This window comes from Virgibacillus kimchii (genome assembly GCF_055379185.1).
The window spans coordinates 424378-444181 of the sequence record NZ_AP043951.1; the positions used below are offsets into that span (position 1 = coordinate 424378).

23 protein-coding genes are annotated in these 19804 nt (G+C 37.6%); 11 read left to right on the forward strand and 12 right to left on the reverse strand.

The window, feature by feature from the left end; all coding sequences use genetic code 11:
• Positions 1 to 68: 68 nt before the first annotated feature.
• From ACZ42C_RS02205 to ACZ42C_RS02215, 3 genes are all read right to left on the reverse strand, one after another.
• A complete protein-coding gene (locus ACZ42C_RS02205; RefSeq protein ID WP_461180917.1) occupies positions 69 to 824 on the reverse strand; it encodes a hypothetical protein in 756 nt (251 codons plus the stop codon).
• Positions 825 to 1189: 365 nt separating this feature from the next.
• A complete protein-coding gene (locus ACZ42C_RS02210) occupies positions 1190 to 1336 on the reverse strand; it encodes a hypothetical protein (protein ID WP_461180916.1) in 147 nt (48 codons plus the stop codon).
• A 14-nt stretch (positions 1337 to 1350) separates the two neighbouring features.
• Positions 1351 to 1671 carry a hypothetical protein gene (locus ACZ42C_RS02215; RefSeq protein ID WP_461180915.1) on the reverse strand — a complete coding sequence of 107 codons (321 nt, stop codon included), beginning with the start codon at positions 1669 to 1671 and terminating at the stop codon, positions 1351 to 1353.
• A 203-nt stretch (positions 1672 to 1874) separates the two neighbouring features.
• Between ACZ42C_RS02215 and ACZ42C_RS02220 the strand changes: the two genes are divergently transcribed.
• The 4 genes from ACZ42C_RS02220 (at position 1875) to ACZ42C_RS02235 (ending at position 6175) form a co-directional block, all read left to right on the forward strand.
• Positions 1875 to 3143, forward strand: a complete 1269-nt coding sequence (locus ACZ42C_RS02220; protein ID WP_461180914.1) for a molybdopterin molybdotransferase MoeA — start codon at positions 1875 to 1877, stop codon at positions 3141 to 3143.
• Positions 3140 to 4183, forward strand: coding sequence for a GTP 3',8-cyclase MoaA (gene moaA, locus ACZ42C_RS02225; RefSeq protein ID WP_464891319.1), 1044 nt, complete (start codon positions 3140 to 3142; stop codon positions 4181 to 4183). Before ACZ42C_RS02220 ends, moaA begins: the two co-directional genes overlap by 4 nt.
• Positions 4184 to 4262: 79 nt before the next feature.
• On the forward strand, positions 4263 to 4676 hold the full coding sequence (locus tag ACZ42C_RS02230; protein WP_461180912.1) for a YwpF family protein: 414 nt from the start codon (positions 4263 to 4265) through the stop codon (positions 4674 to 4676).
• Positions 4677 to 4807: 131 nt separating this feature from the next.
• A complete protein-coding gene (locus ACZ42C_RS02235; RefSeq protein ID WP_461180911.1) occupies positions 4808 to 6175 on the forward strand; it encodes a TrkH family potassium uptake protein in 1368 nt (455 codons plus the stop codon).
• Between the two features lie 221 nt (positions 6176 to 6396).
• Here ACZ42C_RS02235 and ACZ42C_RS02240 read toward each other — a convergent pair whose 3' ends face one another.
• From ACZ42C_RS02240 to lepB, 4 genes are all read right to left on the reverse strand, one after another.
• The gene (locus ACZ42C_RS02240; protein WP_461180910.1) at positions 6397 to 6531 is read right to left on the reverse strand and encodes a YjcZ family sporulation protein; all 135 of its coding nucleotides are present in this window, start codon (positions 6529 to 6531) and stop codon (positions 6397 to 6399) included.
• Positions 6532 to 6664: 133 nt separating this feature from the next.
• Entirely contained in the window at positions 6665 to 7798 is a 1134-nt protein-coding gene (locus ACZ42C_RS02245) for a S1C family serine protease (RefSeq protein WP_461180909.1), read from the reverse strand.
• Positions 7799 to 7826: 28 nt separating this feature from the next.
• Positions 7827 to 8987 carry a tetratricopeptide repeat protein gene (locus tag ACZ42C_RS02250; RefSeq protein ID WP_461180908.1) on the reverse strand — a complete coding sequence of 387 codons (1161 nt, stop codon included), beginning with the start codon at positions 8985 to 8987 and terminating at the stop codon, positions 7827 to 7829.
• Positions 8988 to 9414: 427 nt separating this feature from the next.
• On the reverse strand, positions 9415 to 9936 hold the full coding sequence (gene lepB / locus ACZ42C_RS02255; protein ID WP_464891320.1) for a signal peptidase I: 522 nt from the start codon (positions 9934 to 9936) through the stop codon (positions 9415 to 9417).
• A gap of 359 nt (positions 9937 to 10295) precedes the next feature.
• Here lepB and ACZ42C_RS02260 point away from each other — a divergent pair, with 359 nt between their 5' ends.
• The gene (locus tag ACZ42C_RS02260; protein WP_461180906.1) at positions 10296 to 10457 is read left to right on the forward strand and encodes a Spo0E family sporulation regulatory protein-aspartic acid phosphatase; all 162 of its coding nucleotides are present in this window, start codon (positions 10296 to 10298) and stop codon (positions 10455 to 10457) included.
• Positions 10458 to 10857: 400 nt separating this feature from the next.
• The gene (locus ACZ42C_RS02265; protein WP_461180905.1) at positions 10858 to 11013 is read left to right on the forward strand and encodes an FbpB family small basic protein; all 156 of its coding nucleotides are present in this window, start codon (positions 10858 to 10860) and stop codon (positions 11011 to 11013) included.
• Between the two features lie 98 nt (positions 11014 to 11111).
• Here ACZ42C_RS02265 and ric read toward each other — a convergent pair whose 3' ends face one another.
• Both ric and ACZ42C_RS02275 read right to left on the reverse strand, forming a co-directional pair.
• The gene (gene ric, locus ACZ42C_RS02270) at positions 11112 to 11804 is read right to left on the reverse strand and encodes an iron-sulfur cluster repair di-iron protein (protein ID WP_461180904.1); all 693 of its coding nucleotides are present in this window, start codon (positions 11802 to 11804) and stop codon (positions 11112 to 11114) included.
• 83 nt (positions 11805 to 11887) lie between these two features.
• Positions 11888 to 12793, reverse strand: coding sequence for a DMT family transporter (locus ACZ42C_RS02275; RefSeq protein WP_461180903.1), 906 nt, complete (start codon positions 12791 to 12793; stop codon positions 11888 to 11890).
• Between the two features lie 301 nt (positions 12794 to 13094).
• Between ACZ42C_RS02275 and ACZ42C_RS02280 the strand changes: the two genes are divergently transcribed.
• On the forward strand, positions 13095 to 13436 hold the full coding sequence (locus ACZ42C_RS02280; RefSeq protein ID WP_461180902.1) for a hypothetical protein: 342 nt from the start codon (positions 13095 to 13097) through the stop codon (positions 13434 to 13436).
• 134 nt (positions 13437 to 13570) lie between these two features.
• On the opposite strand, the gene ACZ42C_RS02285 is transcribed toward ACZ42C_RS02280, so the two are convergent.
• The 3 genes from ACZ42C_RS02285 to ACZ42C_RS02295 form a co-directional block, all read right to left on the reverse strand.
• Complete coding sequence (locus ACZ42C_RS02285) at positions 13571 to 13798, reverse strand: hypothetical protein (protein ID WP_461180901.1); 228 nt, start codon at positions 13796 to 13798, stop codon at positions 13571 to 13573.
• A 79-nt stretch (positions 13799 to 13877) separates the two neighbouring features.
• A complete protein-coding gene (locus tag ACZ42C_RS02290; RefSeq protein WP_461180900.1) occupies positions 13878 to 14342 on the reverse strand; it encodes a YkyB family protein in 465 nt (154 codons plus the stop codon).
• A 491-nt stretch (positions 14343 to 14833) separates the two neighbouring features.
• Positions 14834 to 15691 (reverse strand): metallophosphoesterase, encoded by an 858-nt coding sequence (locus ACZ42C_RS02295; protein ID WP_461180899.1) that lies wholly within the window; start codon positions 15689 to 15691, stop codon positions 14834 to 14836.
• An 840-nt stretch (positions 15692 to 16531) separates the two neighbouring features.
• On the opposite strand from ACZ42C_RS02295, the gene cbpB reads away from it, so the two are divergent.
• From cbpB to ACZ42C_RS02315, 4 genes are all read left to right on the forward strand, one after another.
• The gene (cbpB, locus tag ACZ42C_RS02300) at positions 16532 to 16984 is read left to right on the forward strand and encodes a cyclic-di-AMP-binding protein CbpB (protein ID WP_461180898.1); all 453 of its coding nucleotides are present in this window, start codon (positions 16532 to 16534) and stop codon (positions 16982 to 16984) included.
• A 435-nt stretch (positions 16985 to 17419) separates the two neighbouring features.
• Complete coding sequence (locus ACZ42C_RS02305) at positions 17420 to 18403, forward strand: diaminopimelate dehydrogenase (RefSeq protein WP_464891321.1); 984 nt, start codon at positions 17420 to 17422, stop codon at positions 18401 to 18403.
• A 227-nt stretch (positions 18404 to 18630) separates the two neighbouring features.
• Positions 18631 to 18873 carry a YkuS family protein gene (locus ACZ42C_RS02310; RefSeq protein WP_461183784.1) on the forward strand — a complete coding sequence of 81 codons (243 nt, stop codon included), beginning with the start codon at positions 18631 to 18633 and terminating at the stop codon, positions 18871 to 18873.
• Positions 18874 to 19214: 341 nt separating this feature from the next.
• Positions 19215 to 19655, forward strand: coding sequence for a redoxin domain-containing protein (locus ACZ42C_RS02315; protein WP_461183785.1), 441 nt, complete (start codon positions 19215 to 19217; stop codon positions 19653 to 19655).
• Positions 19656 to 19804: the final 149 nt, after the last annotated feature.

Below are 19804 nucleotides of genomic sequence, written 5' to 3' on the forward strand. Positions count from 1 at the left end.
TGAGTGCGTTGCGGTATATACGGCTATTTAACTCATTACGCCATCTCAGATTCGGACTTTAAAAGCAATTAATTTGAATTCCCGGGGTTTTCATTTTCTGAAACCGTGCGTAAAATAATATTGGTTACCGGTGTTTCTTCTGCAACTTGGCTGTCAGATGGATCCTCCGGTTCTATAGCGTCGGGTTTATTGACAGAGATGGTTTCATTATCAACCCATTCCACATCGTTCAGTGGCCACGTATAACCAGTTACGGTATCTTCTGTCGTTTCATTTAACAATTGCAATTTTTCCCATGTTCCAATGTCAATAACCACGATGTCTTTTAGTGCCTGTGATGCTCCTGAATCCCTTTCAAACAGAAAAAGCAGCTTTGATTCATCGGGGGATAATTTTGTTTCGAGTAATTTTGCTAAATCCGCAATGAGAAAAGATGGATTCTCCCTATTTTGGTTGAGGATAATATAAGAACAACGACTTTCATTACAGGAAAATTCCAGCAAATATATATTTTCTTCATTTGAAAAGACTTTGATCAGTTCCATACCTTCAATAGACTGTTGCCGGCTGGAGGCGCCTTCTAAATAATTATTTAATATCGGCGTTCCTTTTAAATTAATGGTTACTTGTTCATCATCCAAAAAGAATTCGATAAATTCTTCCGGCTCCTCATCTTCTGATTCTTCTTCAATGAGTTCCGGTTCACTCTTTTTATTTTCCGGATTACTGATCACATTTTCAATATCGGTTTCTGTACTTGTGCTTGTGCATGAAACGAAAAATATAAGCGTAAGGATGAAAACAATAAATAAATTCAGCTTCATTTTAAATGCTCTCCCGAATCATAATGGGGAGTACGACCCTCCTTTCCAATGAAAAAAGTATAATGAAAAACAACTATCGCTGTTCCCATCCAATTATACAACAATTTTAGAAATTCGCACAAAAGATCCAATTGAAAATCCGAAGGGGTAATTCATCTTTGCAACAAAAAAAGACCGGGTCATAACTAATTTCACCTGAGAGAAATCCGAAAAAACCACTTACCCAGCTCCGGAATTTACGGAGCGGCGTTGATATACCGTCCTCTGGATTTGTTACGGATTAACTTCGAGATGTTATAGTTATGTCCAGGCCTTGCTGGTTTAGAAATAATAATTTTCAATCACATGAGTTCTATTGGTGGATTTTAAAACATAGGGAATACATAATTGATCAGAAACCATAGAATTCCAAAAAAGATAATTAGGTAGGTTGCGTATCTGATAAAAGCTACGCCTACCTTACTTGAATCTCTTTTCTTTTCCTTTCGCTCTATTTCTTTGTGATCATCCATTATATTCACCTCATTTAAATAGCGATGGAAATGTCGTTTTTAATTTTATGCGTGCCCCTCCATTCACCTTTGATCGTATTTTGTAAAATGGATTTCACTTTATGAAAGCCTTGTTCCGCATGTTGTCCGTCTATAATCATAACAAAAGCGTGATTCTTCGGTGCAAATAAAAAAAATGATAAAAGCTTCGATAAGTTGTTTGCATCCGCGATGGAATTTTCACGATATACATAAATGGTAAAATCTGATTTACGAGCGAGAGAATGAATTTTTACGACATCTTCTGTTTCCAATTTCCTGTTAAGTTTGATTTTATAGGAAGAAATCTCCTGCATGAAATCACCTCATGTTGTTAGATTGTTGTTTTGATAATCCATACCCCGGATTTAGGATTGTGAAACGTCCGGACTGATGAAAATAATATCAATTATCAGTTATTTTTGTTAAACTGGGAAAGTACAGGGAATTGTTTGATTGCTGTTTGATTCAGTCATTTACATTTGTTAAAGATATTAGATATGAAAAGGGAGTGGAAAAGGTGGAGGTAGAGAGACGCAAACCGATCCCGGTGGAATCAGCAGTGGAAAAAGTAATGAAATACCGGGGGGAGGCTACGAGTGAAACCATTTCCATTCATGCATGCGATTATAGGAGACTGGCTGAACCGGTAATTGCCAAGCATCCGGTTCCTTCCTTCGATAAATCGCCTTATGATGGTTTTGCGCTTCGTTCAGAGGATACACTTCACGCTTCAAGGGAAAATACGGTAGAATTTGAAGTTGTGGAGCATATTGGAGCAGGCCAGATTCCGAAAAAAAAGTTAAAACCGGGTCAGGCAACAAGGATTATGACAGGTGCGCAAATACCTGAGGGCGCGGATTGTGTAGCCATGTTCGAAATATGTAAATCATTTGAAGAGGGCGATCAGGCCTATATGCGAATAAAAAGGAAGATGCAATCGGGTCAAAATATCATTCAGGAAGGATCGGAGGTAGCGGAAGGCGAGATCCTTGTGGAAAAAGGAAATATGATTAATCCTGGTGTAAAGGCACTTCTTGCCACATTTGGCTATGATAAGGTTACTGTTGCAAAAAAACCGGTAATTGCCGTAATTGCAACAGGGACAGAGCTGTTGGATGTGGATGAGCCACTGGAGCCGGGTAAAATCCGTAACTCAAACGCCTATATGATTACTTCCCAAATAGAACGTGCAGGAGGAATTGCACAATATATCGGAAAGCTGCCGGATAAACTGGATGAAAGCTATGAAAAGATAAAGCAGACATTGGAAGAAGCGGATATTCTAATCACTACAGGTGGTGTATCAGTTGGTGATTTTGATTTCATGCCTGAGATCTATCAAAAATTGGAAGCGGAAGTTTTATTTAATAAAGTTGCCATGCGGCCGGGAAGTGTGACAACAGTAGCAGTAAAAGGAACAAAGTTATTATATGGTTTATCCGGCAACCCATCAGCATGCTATGTCGGATTTGAACTTTTCGTACGGCCGGTTATCCAGCATGCTTTATTTAATAAAAATGTATACTTAAAGAGAATTAAGGCAGTGCTGGCAGATGATTTTCCAAAACCAAATCCGTTCACAAGATTTGTCCGCAGTTATCTTACCTATGACAAAACCAATGTATATGTTCATTTAGCCGGAATGGATAAATCAAATGTGGTTTCTTCACTGGCAAAAGCTTCGGCTTTGATGGTTTTGCCGGGTGGAACAAGAGGCTTCAAACGTAATGATGTGGTGGATGTATTATTGCTCGATGATACAGATGGACAGCAGAATTTTCTATGAATAGAAGGAGTGATTTCGTGAAGGGTACAGTAACACCAATCCAGGATCATTTCGGCAGGACTCTGAAAGATTTACGTATTTCGGTTATAGATCAATGCAATCTCCGCTGCACCTATTGTATGCCAAAGGAAATATTTGGTGAGGATTACCCTTTTCTTCCGGAAAGCGAATTATTAAGCTTTGATGAAATTGTTCAGTTGGCGGCATCATTTGCGAATCTCGGTGTAGAAAAAATCCGCTTGACCGGTGGAGAACCATTAATGCGGAAAGATTTGCATCTGCTGATTGCCAGGCTGACCGAAATCCCCGGTATTAAAGATATTGCTTTAACGACAAATGCGATACTTTTACCTAAACGTGCCGATAAGTTGAAGAAAGCCGGACTTAAAAGAGTAAATATAAGTCTTGATGCTATAGAGGATGAAGCATTTAAAAAAATTAATGGTAGAGGCGTCGTCACACTCCCCGTATTGAAAGGGATCGAGGCGGCCAAGAAAGCGGGCCTGAAAATTAAAGTGAATATGGTAGTGAAGAAAGGGATGAATGAAAATCAGATCCTCCCCATGGCAAAATATTTTAAGGGTAAGGACATTATTCTGAGGTTTATTGAGTTTATGGATGTTGGGAACCATAATGGCTGGGATCTCCAGCACGTTATTTCCAAAAAGGATATTATTGAGATGATTGATAAAGAGATGCCGATTGAAGCAGCGGAGGAGAATTATTACGGCGAGGTGGCTTCCAGATACCGCTATAAAGACGGGGGAGGGGAGATAGGTGTTATTTCCTCTGTAACAGATTCATTTTGCGGTACATGTACAAGAATCCGTTTATCTGCAGACGGAAAGCTATATACATGTCTGTTCGCCTCGGATGGATATGATATTAAGGAAAAAATACGGAGCGGATGGACAGAGGAGCAATTAAACAATACATTGACAAATTTATGGGGCAAGCGGAAGGACCGGTATTCAGATGAACGGAATGGAGAAAACTATGTAAAAAAGAAAAAAATCGAGATGTCCTATATTGGCGGATGATAACATAACCACGCTTGAGCAGCTTTTGTTTTATAAGCTCCTTCAATTATGACCAGTAAAGAAAGGAAAAGTTTAGTAAATGAAAACATTTAAATTAAAATCCTTGGAAATATTTGATCAGCAGGAAGAAGAAATCTTGCAACATCGCATACCATTGCTGGACGGATTAATTATAAACAGGGAAGATGATAAGGATCAATGGACGATAGAAGCCTTTTTGGAAAAATCTTATCTTTCCTTTTTTGAAAAACTAAAGGATGAAAATGAAGAAATTATGGTCCAGGTGAAAATAACGAAAGAAAGTAATGAACCCGCAACATTTATTACATCCATCATTGGGATTAATCAAATCGGGGAATATATGAACATCCTGTTTGTAGGGAACATTGTGGACAGAAGAATAAACAAAATTGAAGAAATGCTAACCTCTTTAATTGAAGAAGGTTACCAGGGTGATGATTTGCTGGAAAAATTTAAAGAGTTAATTTCCTGAAGAAAGTCTCTTAACGTAAAGAGGCTTTTCTCTTGCTCCAAATTAATTTAATATAGTAGCACAGGATGTTTAACTTAAATATATCTTGAAATAAACCGACATTACAGGGGAAGGGTATAAGGGTAATTTTTATGAAAAATTTTAACCACCATTATTTTTTACAAAAGATTAGTAAATTCTCACCAGGACACATATTGTTGCTCTTTTATATTATGGCAGCTCTATTTTCAGCCATAATTTTGTCATTACCCTTTGTCTATCAGGAGAATGCTTATCCGGATTTTATTGATATTCTCTTTACAGCGATTAGTGCCCTAAGTGTCACCGGACTGAGCACTCTTTCAATTGCTGACACTCTTTCCGTGCCGGGAATTATTACGCTGGCTGCTATTATGCAATTGGGCGCTTTAGGTGTAATGACCATCGGTACTTTTATTTGGCTGTTCTTCGGAAAAAAAATCGGATTGAAAGAACGCCGTTTAATTATGACAGACCAGAACCAGACAACATTTGCAGGCATGGTCCGGCTGATCAAGCAAATCGTCTATGTATTATTTCTAATCGAGCTCATCGGTTTTCTGGTTTTGGGAACTTATTTTCTATCTTATTTTCCAACAGCAGGGGAAGCATATTTACATGGTTTTTTTCAGACGATCAGCGCTGTTACAAATGGAGGTTATGATATAACTGGCCAGTCGCTGCATCCTTTCAGCCATGATTATTTTGTGCAGATTGTAAACATGCTCTTAATTATATTTGGAGCCATCGGCTTTCCTGTGTTAATTGAAGTAAAAGAATATGTTACTTCACTAGTAAAAAAACACCGAACATTTCGCTTTACTTTATTTACTAAGCTCACATCTTTAACTTTTTTTATTTTAGTTATTGTAGGAGCATTGATGATATTCCTATTGGATATGGGAGGGTTTTTTGCAGATAAATCATGGCATGAGACGATTTTTTATGCATTATTTCAATCTGTGACATCAAGAAGTGGTGGTTTATCCACCATGGAGATAAGTCAATTAACGGAACAAAACCATTTATTCATGTCTTTTTTAATGTTTATTGGAGCTTCGCCGAGCAGTGTGGGTGGTGGAATTAGAACAACTACCTTTGCACTTGTTGTTATTTTTATTTTCACCTATGCAAAAGGTGGAAATAAAATTCGGATTTTTAACAGGGAGATCTATGACAATGACATAAAAAAAGCCGTTACTGTAACATTGATAGCTATCATTCTGGTTTTTACATCTGTTCTGATCATTTCTGCCATGGAGTCTTTTTCGCTGATGGAAATTATTTTTGAAGTGACTTCAGCATTTGGAACAGTGGGTCTATCACTTGGCATCACAAGCGAGCTAACTGCCTTAAGCAAAAGTATTCTTATGGTTTTAATGTTTATTGGAAGAATTGGCATTGTTACCTTACTGATCCTCTCTAAAAACAATAAAAATGATTCCTTTCATTATCCAAAAGAGAAATTAATTATTGGATAACACAGAAAAAAAACTAAAACAAAATTCTGCAAGAGGGGGAATGGAATGTCAGAAGGAATGTAATTTACCAATCCATATTTGCAACAAGAAAGATGTGATGAAATTCAAGGATTTTATTTTAGTAAACCGCTGCCGCCGGAAAAGTTAAAATTCTTTTTCTCCGCCACTGATTAAAGAACATGGAGGCTGATCCAAAAGAAAGAGCAGCCTCCATTGTTTAATTAATAATAAAAAGCAGCACCTACAATAATCAGTAAAATGAAAAGCACTACAATCAATGCGAAGTTCCTGCTGAATCCCCCGGCAGCCGGATAGGCAAAACCGCATCCGCCATAACCTCCGTGTCCATAACCCATTTCAATCACCTCCAAAAAGTTTACGGTATTAATTTATGATACTTATCACGAAATGTATGGACGGCTGCCCATGGTTTCTCCGGAGCAGGGAGCATGTTGTAAACCAGAAAGCTATTTACTGCGTATATTCCCCTTATTCTTCTTCTACCTTTATATTAAGAATTTTCAGCTGGTCATTTTCGTATCCTATTTCAAAGTTGTATAATAATTTATTTTCCAATGTATCTTCTTCATTTTGCAAATTACTTTCAATCGTTACTTGTACATCTGCCGTTACGCTGTCTTCTTCATCAGTTTTGATGGTAAAATCAGCGTATGTCAAAGAGATGATATGAATGTAATTTTCCCGAAAGTCTGTATAAGAGGTATCAGCCTGCATATTGCTTCCAAGCAGAGCATAAGCATTTACATAATCTCTGACTTGAAGACTGTCGAGAAAATAGCGAATGATATAATCCGCCTCTTCGGCTAACTGCTCCATATCATTTTCAGGGAGAATGTCGGAAGTACTCGGAAAATCCAATTGATCATTCTGCGTTTCATTTGACCATTGTTCCAGCTGATCAATGACGTCATGTATAGGGATGCTGAAACCAATTAAACCATCCTCCGTACCGGCGGAATTGATGCCAATTACTTTTCCGGTCCTTCGATCGATCAAAGGGCCGCCACTGTTTCCCTGTGTAATCTGAGCAGATATTTGATATACATTGGAATACGTATATCCTTCAAGGGAGAATTGTCTTTCCATACCCGAGATAATACCGAGAGTCACGGTATTTTGAAACCCGTGCGGACTCCCTAATGCAATAACTTCATCTCCTATTTCGGTAAAAGCTTCTTCTGCTATATCCAAACTTTGATTTGCAAGCTGTGGAACCCGAAGGATTGCTACATCGACATCCTCACTGATTCCCACTACAGCTGCAGGATAGATTTCGGCCCCGGCTGTTCTTACATAGACTGAGTCGGCTCTGTCAATAACATGGGCATTCGTAACAATGTCTCCTTCATTATTAAAAATGAATCCGGACCCAGTAATGGTACTGTGTTCGGTTTGACCTTCAATCTGAATTACATTTTTTTCGGCTTCGTGAATAATTGATTTTAAATCCGGTTCCTCTGTTACCACTACTTTTGATACGGCCGGGTTCCTTACTGATAGCTCCTCAGTATGCCAATCATTATATATCCAAACGAAGATGATCATCCCAATTATAGTCAGTAATACGGATAATAGAATAGGCGGATACCGCTTTACACGCAAATTTGTTCACCCTGCTCTCTTATAACATTTAATCTGTGTACCACGTAATCTTATTTACCTCAATCTGCAGGTTTCGGCTGCTTTCACTCATATCAAAATGGGTAAAAGAAAAGTTGCCGTTTTCCTCCGGATATAATCTGTCCGGATAAACAAAAACTTCATTTGATGCTATTTCTGTTTCATTTTGGTTTAAAATAACATACTCAATAATGATAGAGTTAATTGGTACTGTAGCTGCACTTTCTACTTCACCTTTCACTATAATATTTCCCTGTTCATCATTATCAACAGTGATCTCTATCAAGTTAACCGCATCGGATTCATTTCTTTCCCGCTCTTCGAGAGCCGTGTTCATTGCCTGTTCCAGACGCTCCTCCTGGGCGGTTTCAAAGGCAGTTTGTTCATTATTAATGGTTGTTTCCAGGCTTTTCAGTTGTTCTGAATCCGGAGCATACTTCAAACCGTCTTTTACGATTATAAGGGCATCATTAAAATGTTTTTCATTAAGTTGTTCACTCGCTTTGGAAAACGTATAATCTATGATCTGGCTGCGAATATTTTGTGCTATCACTTCTGCATTCTCATCATCAATGGCATCCGCTTCCCATAATAATAACTTTAAATCATCAATGGATGGGTCGTTTTCCAGTAATTCTGTCAATTGCTCCATTTTTACCACATTCCTCTGATGGATAATCGTGGAGATTAAATCATTGACAGCCGGACCATAATAATGCTGTAATTCATTTTCCGCTTCGTTAAGGATGGCTAACGCTTCTTGGTAATCGTCCTCCTGAAGCAGTGTCTGTGCGTCTGTTAAGGAGGTTTGTATTTTTTGAGCTTCTCTGGCAAACAGCAAAGATGTTTGAGCCTCGGAGAAATTGCTTTTAAGGTCAATTGCCTGTTCAAATAATTGTTCAGCTGCTGTGAATTCACCGGTCATCAGGTTCTCTTCTGCCTGAAGATAGACTTCCTGTGCTTTCGATGAACGACTGTCCAAATAAATATAAAATATAATAGAGGATAACAGAAAGAAGATAAAAATACCTATAGGGGCAACCCACAGTTTGTTAAAATTCTTATTCGGGATCAGTCGATGATCCATATCTTCAGGAAGCTTCTTTCCGCATATTACACAAAAGCTTTCATTCTCTTTTACGGAGGAACCGCAATAAGGGCAATGCAGCATGAAAATCACCTGCTTTAAAAAGTATATTTCACTTTATATTATCATATTTTTACTTTATTTAGGGATAATATATTGGTATGATATAGAAGAAGACTTTTTTGTAATGGGATGCTGGCAAGAAGCCGTTTATTATTGGCTTCTCCTTTGTTTAACTTTGGTTTTGCAATTAAAAATATTTGTACATAGACTTCGTTAAGGGGGTGCATAGGCATGTGGGAATTGGCTTTGGGACTTGCGGCTTTCGCAATTATTATATTAAATATTGGATATATGATATTTGACAGGGAAAAATAACAGCTTATAAAACTGAAGATGCACGTACAAAGGAAAAAGGCTTGGGAATCAATCCAAGCCTTTAAAAATAATAATCTGACTCATACCTAATTAAGCAGCCAGTTTTTTGATAGGGCGGCCGTTCAATTTTCTGCTATCTTGTTTTGGACCATTGATCAAAGGGGAAAATAATAAATTCCGATCTTCCAATGATATTTTCTTCCTCAATAAATCCAAGGCCGTTTCTGCTGTCTTTACTAATGGCACGATTATCTCCCATCACAAAATAACTGTCTTCCGGTATTTCAATTGGACCCAGACTTCCCGTATTTCTCTTGATTTCAGCCGATATAAATGTTTCTTCATATTTCTCGTTATTTATATATAAATTACCGTCATTTACTTCTATTGTTTCACCTGGCAAACCAATAACCCTTTTTACGTAATTTTGAACAGGCCTCTCAATAATGACAATATCACCACGGTCAGGCTGATCGATAAAATAAACGAGTTTATTAAAAATAACTCTTTCACCGTCTCCCAATGTTGGCTCCATGCTTTCGCCTTCTACAATAGAAGTGGCAAAAAGAAAGGTTCTTATAAAAAAGGCTATTAACAATGCAATAATAATTGCTTTTGTCCATTCCAGCCATTCTTTTTTCTTTGTTTTACTCACTGGAGACATCCCTTCCTGAAAACTTTCAAGAAGTAATGAGCTTTCATACATATTACTTCTTATTACTTTATATTATCATATTGCTTGGGCTTATTCGAGCTTTAGCCAACTTATAGTGTAATGTTTTCTGCAAATAATTTATAATTTTATATTAAAATCGTATATTCAGAGAGGGAGCGCGCCAAAGATAAGTACCAGGTTTTCCAATTAGCTGAAGAAGAATGAAGGTCATACATAAAATTCAATTATTTTAATTTGTTCAACATTTTGGGTGTTTAGTATCATATAAAACTTGTTGATTTTTGCAAAAATATGTTACATTTAGTATATCGAAGAAGTAAGGAGGTCAATAAAGTTTCATGTGTGCCATAGACCAAATATTAAAGCGCATAGAATTTTTGCGCAACAAAATGACTTCCGTTGCCATGAAAAAAGGCTTGACTGATGTAGAGTCAATAGCAATCAGCCAGGAATTGGACCGGCTTCTTAACTTGTATGAGGATATGAAACAAGAAAATTAACTCTTTGATTAATTTCACAAAGAAAACAGCATTTAATAAGCTTCATCAGGATTAAAATACCCCTACAGGCTATGAAGACCACATACTTTCCTCATTCAAATTGCAGGAACAATCTCCGGATAAGTTCGCATGCTTCTAATATATAAACATAAATTTATTTTCAATTATAGTCACATCTGCTTTCATATTAAATCATGATGCTGCTTGGAAAGGTTGGTGCGTATTCTTCACCATCCATGACTTAAAAGATATTTCATCATGATATAAATCAGTTTTATAATTTTTATTTTGTTAAATCATATATGGAAGTTGTAAAAGTTATAAATTGTTCAAACTATTTGGATTTAAAAGTTGAAAATTGGGGTATAATATTAATGAATACCGAAAAGGAGTGTTGCAGATGAGACCAAAATCTTTAAACTTTGAACAGCTTGTTCAACAAAATAAACAAGAATTACTGAAAGATGAAAAAAGCATTTCCAATATAGAGATGCGTTTAGAGAAAAGGCAGGAAGAACTCGCTCAAAAGGAACATAATAGAGAATTGAGTGTATAATGAATAGCGAAAAGGTCTGACACTTCAGGTGAGGCGGATATTTGCCTTACCTCTACGTGTCAGACCTTTTTTTATGATGTCTATAAAGTTTATCCTGCTTAAATCCGTTTAAAGAGAATGTTATTCTCCAAATGAATGTGCTGGAATGTGTTTGATTCCAATTCTTCCAATCTTGCGTAGGTAATTCTGTATGAATTACATGCGCCAAGCGGAAGAGTAAAATCATTAGTAATTTCTCTCATCTTCTTCAGTAAATATCCTGAAGCCTGATGATCATCTTCCAGACCACCATTCGCTTCAATGATCCGCTCTTTTAGCTCTTCACTTGGATTTTCCTCATACTCCCTGATAAGTGGAAATACATGGTCCTCCTCGTTTACAAGATGTTCTTCCATGTCGACTTTAAAATCATTAAAGAGGCGATGCAATTCTTTCAGATGAGGGTTATCTGTTCCATGTCTGCGGAAAACCTTTGTAACAAATTGTCCCAATGGTGCAAGTTCCTCATGCAAATAAGCATGATGGTTTTCTACAATATAGTCAATCAAATTGGATAAAGAGACGCTATCCCAATCCACTGTGTTATGATCTTCTTTACTCCATGCTTCATATGCTGAATTTAAATCAGTCATGATCATGGTTTCATCCAGGTTTTTTTCCGCAATTACTTCGTGAAGCGGACGGTCTCCACCACAGCAAAAGTCTATTTTCTTCGCTTTAAACAAATCACTTGCTTTTGGAAACACTTTTACAATTTCAGCCGGCGAATGTTCTTTTGTAAATTCCTGCATTAAAATTCCTCCTAATTTCATTATAGTTAAATGATAACCATTTTCATTTAACTATTCCGTGATGTACATCACTGAAAGGAAGGTTAATTTTGGGGGTGTGGTTCCCTGTAACCTGCAGGCTTTCTTTTATATTGAATAATAATAACAGCTCCAATAATACATGCCATTCCGATCATTTGGACGAATGTAAAGATTTCCTGAAAGATGAATACCCCTATTAATGTTGCAACGACGGGCTCAATTGTTGATAAAATGGAAGCATTTGAAGCTTCCGTCTGATTTAAACCATACGTATAAATGATGTAGGCAAAGGCAGTAGGCAGAAAACCCAGACCAAAAGCATAAAAAAGTACTGTAGGATCCAGTAATAAATGCCCCTTTTCAGCGTATGGATAAAAAGGTGTTAATGCTATGGCAGCTACCACAAAAGTATAGGTGGTAATAATCAGGCTGGTATATTTCTTTAATGCAAACTTACTGAAAATACTATAAAGAGCATAACCAATACCGGAGCCCAACCCAAATAAGATACTGCTGATCTGTATAGCTTGCAGGTCTAACGGAATAAGACCTACCACCAGGGCAGTACCCAGTAAAGTAAGGATTAAAGAAAGTACTTTTACTCTGGTAAGCGGCTCTTTAAACAAGAAAAAGGAAATAATAATAACAAATGCAGGGGCTGTATACAATAATGCAGTTGCCACAGGTATAGTGGATAATTCTATAGCTGTAAATAAACAGTAATTAAAAAATATAATGCTGAAAATTCCTGTGCCGATAAAATACCTGATATCTTTATAGGAATTTAAACGCATTTTCTTTCTCGCAGTAAACAACATGAAAAGCAGCAGTAAAATTGCAGAAGTCCATGCCCGTAATGTAACTACTTCCATTGGAGTGAATCCATAATCATATAAATGATTTACATACCATCCTATTGTCCCCCATAGACCCGCTCCAATAATTATGTATAAGAAAGCTTTATTCAACTAATCCCCGCCTCTCATTTTAAAGAATAGATAAAAGTATAATAAAAGACTGCAATACTTTAAATTATCAGACAGGAAACCATCATGGGTCTCTCGATGATGGTTTCCTTTTAAACCTTGTGGTAAATCAAGTATTCCAGCCTACTATATTCTCATTTTCCGAAGGTGACAGCTGAAAGTCAAGCCTTTTGTCCATTTAGCCGCTTTCATAGGTAAGAGTTGAGATATTAAATTATGTATATCCTCATTATAAAATGTAGAGACTGATTATTAAGTTTGTGAAGGGGAGGAGAGAACCGTATTGACAGTGGGCACGTGGTTAAATCTAACACAACTTAACATCTTGGGTGTAAAGGAAAATCATATCATTTTTATTGTTTTACTAATCACACTGGGAGTGGTTTATTTTATCGTCACACCGGTTATGCGATGGGTGATAGCGCTGCAGTCATCAAAAATATTAAGCTACGTCATGAGCAGTTTTCTGCTTCTTATTTTCGTTTTTTCAGTGGCAATGACAAGAGAAAGCCTGGAGTTCTCATTATCCCATTTATTGAAAGTATCGCTTCAATGCTTTAGTATATTTGGCGTTTTATTGATTTTGCACTCTATTTATATGAAATTTATTAAAAAACAGTCATAATGGCAGGAACCTTTCTGAATTCTGTTTGTGATATTCTACAATAAAATTAGTTATGCCCCAACATCAAAAAAACGCATTAAAAATGCGTTTTTTTTGACTGTAAAATGGAAAAGGGAGGTAAAGAAGGATGTTTCTTAATATACCTTTTCGTTTTCCTCTTTAATATCCACTTTTGTATACATAGTCTCCAGCCATTCAAAGACTGGTTGGAAGATTTCTTCCGGGGATTGTAAACTGTTCGGTGCAGCATCCATTACCTTTCTTTTTTCAGCCTCACTCAGCTTTTCATATGTTTCCTTTAAAGAGTGTGTCTGTCCGGCATACTTTTTCAGCTCATAGAGAAAATCGTTTATTTCTTCCATTTGGCTACCTCCTTTTACTGTATGTAATTACCTCAAACAGCTGAAGTAAAACATGCAAAGCTTTAAGGAGAACCTTATTCTAACGATGGGTTTTTCTGGGCGGCCATTCCATTTTTCCAAGGGAAGATGGAGTAAAATAAGCTGAAGAGTACCTTTTCTTTGTTCCTTGCGCTTTAGGGGGCTTCCAGCCAATGTAGTCATAGATAACCCTTTTTGCCTGTGACAAGGACATTTTTGCCCTCGGGTTTCGATAATTATCATCAAGAGAACCCAAATGGTCAAGGTCTTTAAAATCCTGTTTTGTTGGGGGGATATGAAAGTAATATTCTCCCACTTTAACTAGCAGAGTGGAATGCTGGTTGCTTAATTTTGGATGATTGGAAAAATGAAGTCCGATCTTTTTGGCGTGCTTTTTTTGTAACAGCTGACTTATTGCTTCTTTTTTCATAGCATATAAATGTTTTGGGTCTGGTGCGGTTTTGGCATGACGGTTTATAGTATATAATGCTTTAGCTATGTTATTTAGTGAAGTTTCCTCCGTCATTATAATCCTCCTTCCTTGTCGGCAGCTAACCTTGAATTGATGTATGAAATAAAGGTATCATAGCTTGTCTTTATCCTATCGTAAAGCGTATACTTATGCAAGTGCTTATCAAAAATATTGCGAAATTATTCACAGGGAATCAGTGCTCAAAATCTAAGTTCGAAAGGGAAGATTATAAAAAAACTATCCTCATCAATGTGGAACAGTTAAGTTCAAATTTACTGCATACTGCTGATATCCTGTCCAATTTGATCTATTGCTGGAGTTTCTGTACCGCTGTATATTTTCTTGCTTCAGGGAATTGTAAAGAACGAACAGTGCGCATGATCTGACCGAAATTGGTTTCTTCAACAGCAGCTTTCCCGTAAAGATTTATAATCTCTTCAAATTCATAACCAATAATAGAATGCCCGTAATGAAAGGATGCTCCCCTTGACTCACCAAATTCTCTTAGCGCTTCAAGTGTATCTCTGTTAACCTTTTGAAGATCATTATGAGTGGGTATTTTTAAGTGTAAACAAATGAATTTCCGGCTGACACATGAATCGGTAGGGGAGTCTTGTTGTACCGATCCCTTTATTTACGTATAAATCTAGTTTTCCGTCCTGGAGGCTATATTTTCCTTCTACGTATTTTTCGGCATATGCAGGGGTGTAGACATGTCCGAGAAAAGGAAAACGTATTTGCCCACCATGGCTATGCCCTGACAATTGTATATCCACAGGAAAGTCGATTGTTCTATCCGCAAAATCCGGTTCATGGGCCAACAGTATAGTAAATAAATCCGCATTAACATTTTGCAATGCTTTTTCTAAATCGGGATTACCGAGCAATACATCATCAATCCCTGCCAGTACAAATTGACTATTGTCTTTTTCTATAAATAAATGGCTATTTTGCAGCAAAGTAAAGTTCGCCCTTTTCATCACATCAAATACAACATCCGTCCCATAACCACCATGATCATGATTGCCGTAAATCCAATATTTACCATAATCCGCGTGTAATGATTTTAGTATATCAATTAGTCTGTGATCCCAGTGATATTGGTCGGGGTTATCTACCAGGTCACCAGTAAAAACAATCAAATCCGGCTCCAGGTCATTGATCGTTTTTGTTAATTCATTTAATTGATCCAATGTATATTGAAAGCCGAGATGGGTATCCGAAAATTGTATGATTTTAAATTGGTTAAAAGCTGGTGATAAAACTGGAGAGGAAATTACATTTTCATTTATATATAACGAACCCGTTTCAATTTCCCTGGCGTAGTAGTAGGTTGACCCGCTTAAACCCAGTACGGCGAGAACACTCCCAAACGCTTTTTTTAAGAAAGACCTTCTGTTCATATTTTCAGTCCTTTCCATTTTACATAAAATAAAATTATAACATGAATGATGATAAACAGCACTAATTGTAAGTATCCCTTCATCCTATTAAGCATATATTGATTACAGGCAGATTATTTACGTCTAAAAGCAAAGTGAAAGTTCGGGTCATTGTGAAAGGATCCCTCTTCTTACTAAATTGTTATATGAGATTGGAAGAGACCATTGTATAAAGAACTTATCTGTACGTCGATAAACGCAAACCCCAACATATGTTACTGCCCAATCATGTGTTCAGTTCTCTTTTATACTCATTATCCTGCTTACTATTGAAAGGTGTGAAGATAAGAGTTATTTAGTTGATTCATTGTATTATTGGTCTTGTATGGAAACAGGAAATTCCTTTAATCTTACTCATATTTTTTTTGCTTACCCATGATATATGGTAAACTAAATATGGTGAGATAAAAATACTTTTTTATTTGAGTTGATCGTATAATTGCTTATTTTCACTAAGTTTCCTATTTTAATACAGAACGCTAGCCTGTTAATTAAAGCGTGAAGATGGCGGCTCCAACGGGGACAGCGATAGCCGAAGACCCCCGCAGCGTAGCGAGGGGGCTGGAGCAGAGCTCGCGGCAAAGAAAACACGGCTCTACGAGTTTGAAGCGATGTTGCGCTTGTGCCTGTGGTGAAAGCGTTCGTCTTGAGTGGAAAACAACTTGTTCTGATTTCAATACTAACTTCTCTATAATGAATGGATTCATATATCGAAAATAAATCGCTTTAAATGTCATGTTATCCGCAACGTGTCCAATTACAAATATAGATGGGTGAAAGAATATAAGGGGGCGCATTATGATGAGTACATTACAGGAAGAGCATTTAAAAACAACATTGGTAGGGGATTTGATGATCTCCTCTGAAAAAGTGGCGCATGTACAGGTCAATAATCCTTTGGAACATGCACTTCTCGTACTTGTTAAATCAGGCTATTCCGCTGTACCGGTGCTGGATGCTTCTTACCGGCTGGTGGGTATCATTGGAAAGACAGCTATTTTGAATCAAATATTGGGACTGGAACGTTTTGAATCTGAAAAACTTTCGGATATGCGTGTGCATGAAGTGATGAGTGAAGATATACCTCAATTAACCAAAGAGGACACCTTGATGAAAGGGTTAAATACACTAATTAACCATCCGTTTGTATGTGTGCAGGATAAAGATGGTTACTTTGATGGGATATTAACCAGAAGAGCTATTTTAAAACAGTTTAAAAAGGATATATACACTGCTAAAAAGACAATGGAATAAGGAATATAAGAGAGGCTGGGTAAAAAGTAAAGCCCGAAGAAATTTTTTTATATAAATTATAAGATGGAGTACCACTGGCCAATCCGGGAATATACTTTGCCTTTACTGAGGCATAAGCATGCGGTATCCGGGAATGCACTAAGATGTTCATCCCACCGTAAATCATTCATAAAAATAGTTCGTTTTCTTCGTGACTTCATTACTCAGCCATCTGAGGAGCCTTTTCGGGAACAACGTATCCATTGGGATTCTTGGATGCCTTTCTACCTGTTGGACAAGTAAAAGTTTTGTTTTATATTTCCGAAGCTGAGTAGGTATTTGTTCCGAATTTTATATCATTGAAAAAATCAGGTATTATGAGTAGCGAAAATTTGTCCAAGCTGTTAACTTATAGAAATGAACTTGTGATCTTAATTGATATTGGGAGGTAGACATATGAAAAAAATGAGAATAGGGATTAACGGATACGGAAATCTGGGCAGAGGCGTGGAATCGGCGATTCGTCAGAATAGCGATATGGAGCTTGTTGCAGTATTTACGAGGAGAGACCCTGCAACTGTACAATTACTTGATCCAAACGTTAATGTTTTACATATATCGGAAGCGGAGAAATATACGGATGAAATTGATGTCATGATTTTATGCGGAGGTTCTGCAACCGATTTGCCGGAACAGGGGCCGGAATTTGCAAAAATGTTTAATACGATTGACAGTTATGATACGCATGCGAAGATACCCGAGTATTTCCCCGTCATGGACGAGGCTGCGACTTCCGGGGACAATGTAAGTATTATTTGCGTCGGCTGGGATCCTGGTGTGTTTGCAATGAACCGTTTGATGGGAGAAGCCATTCTTCCGGAAGGGGATACGTATACTTTCTGGGGGAAAGGGCTCAGTCAGGGACACTCGGATGCCGTGAGAAGAGTGGAAGGGGTAAAGGATGCTGTTCAGTATACCATTCCCATTGAAGAAGCGGTGGATCGGGTAAGAAATGGGGAGAAACCGGAGCTGTCGACGAGAGAAAAACACTTGCGTGAATGTTTTGTCGTACCGGAAGACGGAGCGGATGTAAAGCGTATTGAAGAAGAAATTAAGACGATGCCCAATTATTTTGCGGAATACGACACCGTGGTGAATTTTATTACGGAAGAAGAGCTGGCAGAAAACCACTGGAAAAAAGTACATGGCGGATTTGTCATCCGGAGCGGAAAGACCGGTGAGAATACGGATCAGCTTATAGAGTATTCTCTGAATCTGGACAGTAATCCGGAATTCACGGCAAGTGTGCTTGTGGCATATGCGAGAGCTGCGCACCGACTGAAACAATCGGGAGATAAGGGTGCAAAAACGGTATTCGATGTGCCCATCGGGTTGATATCGCCGAAAACACCGGCTCAGTTGAGAAAAGAGTTGCTGTAAAATAAAGGAAAGCCTGCAGATGGAAGTAATTTTCTCTGCAGGTTTTTTTATGTTTCCGGGCAGGATGTATTTTATTGGATGTCCTTTGCATTGTATAACCCGCTTATAACTCCATTACAGCGTATATTGCGTAACTGGCATGATAATAGCGTCATCGTTATGGTATATCTTCGGTACGAATGCAAAGACTATAAATGTCAATTTTATGTATAGAGGAGGCAATAAGGATGGCACGTATCGGAGTCGAGCATACATTGACAGACATGAAGGAAGCCTTAATGGAAATGGGTCATGAAGTGATCAGTTTGCGTTCCAGTGAAGATGCAGCTTACTGTGACTGCTGTATTATATCAGGTCAGGAAAAAGATATGATGGGGATGGCAGACACAAGCATTGCCGGTCCCGTTATAAATGCACAGGGAGCCAACGCCCAGGAAGTATGTGATATGGTGAATGATAAGCTGAGTTAATTAAAAACATGGCTGGAGTGAGTTCAGATGATAAACGAACTCACTCCAGCCAATCAGCTATCTAATTTTTGAGGAGGGGGGGGGGCAGAGTCTCAATCAGTAAGCCACCCTATATAAAATGTAAATCACACCCCATAAAGGACACTTAAGCATACCATGGTGAAAAGTCAGTCATCCCTTTTACTTATTCTCGCAAAACGACAGTTTAAATCAGGCCAGTACATAAGGTATAACCAACGTAATTAAAGAAACCTCCTTCTTTATCCAGAACTAAATGAAACTTTTATAAAAAGGACGCATATATAAATATGGAGTGCAAATGGAAAAGAGGAGGTAGTGGTTTGAAATTGCGAGAAAGAATACCTGAATTGGCAGGTGCTACACAATGGTTAAATAGTAATGAAATTCATAGAGAAGAGCTGATTGGAAGTAAACCTGTGCTTATTCATTTCTGGTCTGTAAGTTGTGATTTATGCAAGAGATCGATTCCCCGGGTTCAACAGCTACGAGATAAATATAAGGATGAATTAGTAGTCATTGCTGTTCATATGCCTCGCTCGAAAGAAGATTTGGATTTGAATCTTATTAAAGAAACAGCAGCATCACACAGTATGACAGAACCAATTTACGTTGATGGAGAAGAAAAACTGACGAAAACATTTAGCAACCGCCAGGTACCTTCTTTCTACTTATTTGATGGTCAGGGAACGCTGCGTTATATACAAAAAGGAAGTGGAAGCGTGCACATGCTAAAAAACCGTCTGGAACGGCTGCTTAAATAATTCTTTCAAACGCCGGTATTATAAATAATCGGCGTTTTTCTCATTTCTAAAAAGAACTTTTCTTTTTGTCCAAGCAATAAGAAAGTGAATGACTTTCCTTATAGCCTTTTCTTTGTTGGATGTAAAAAATGCAATTATAGTAAAAAGAT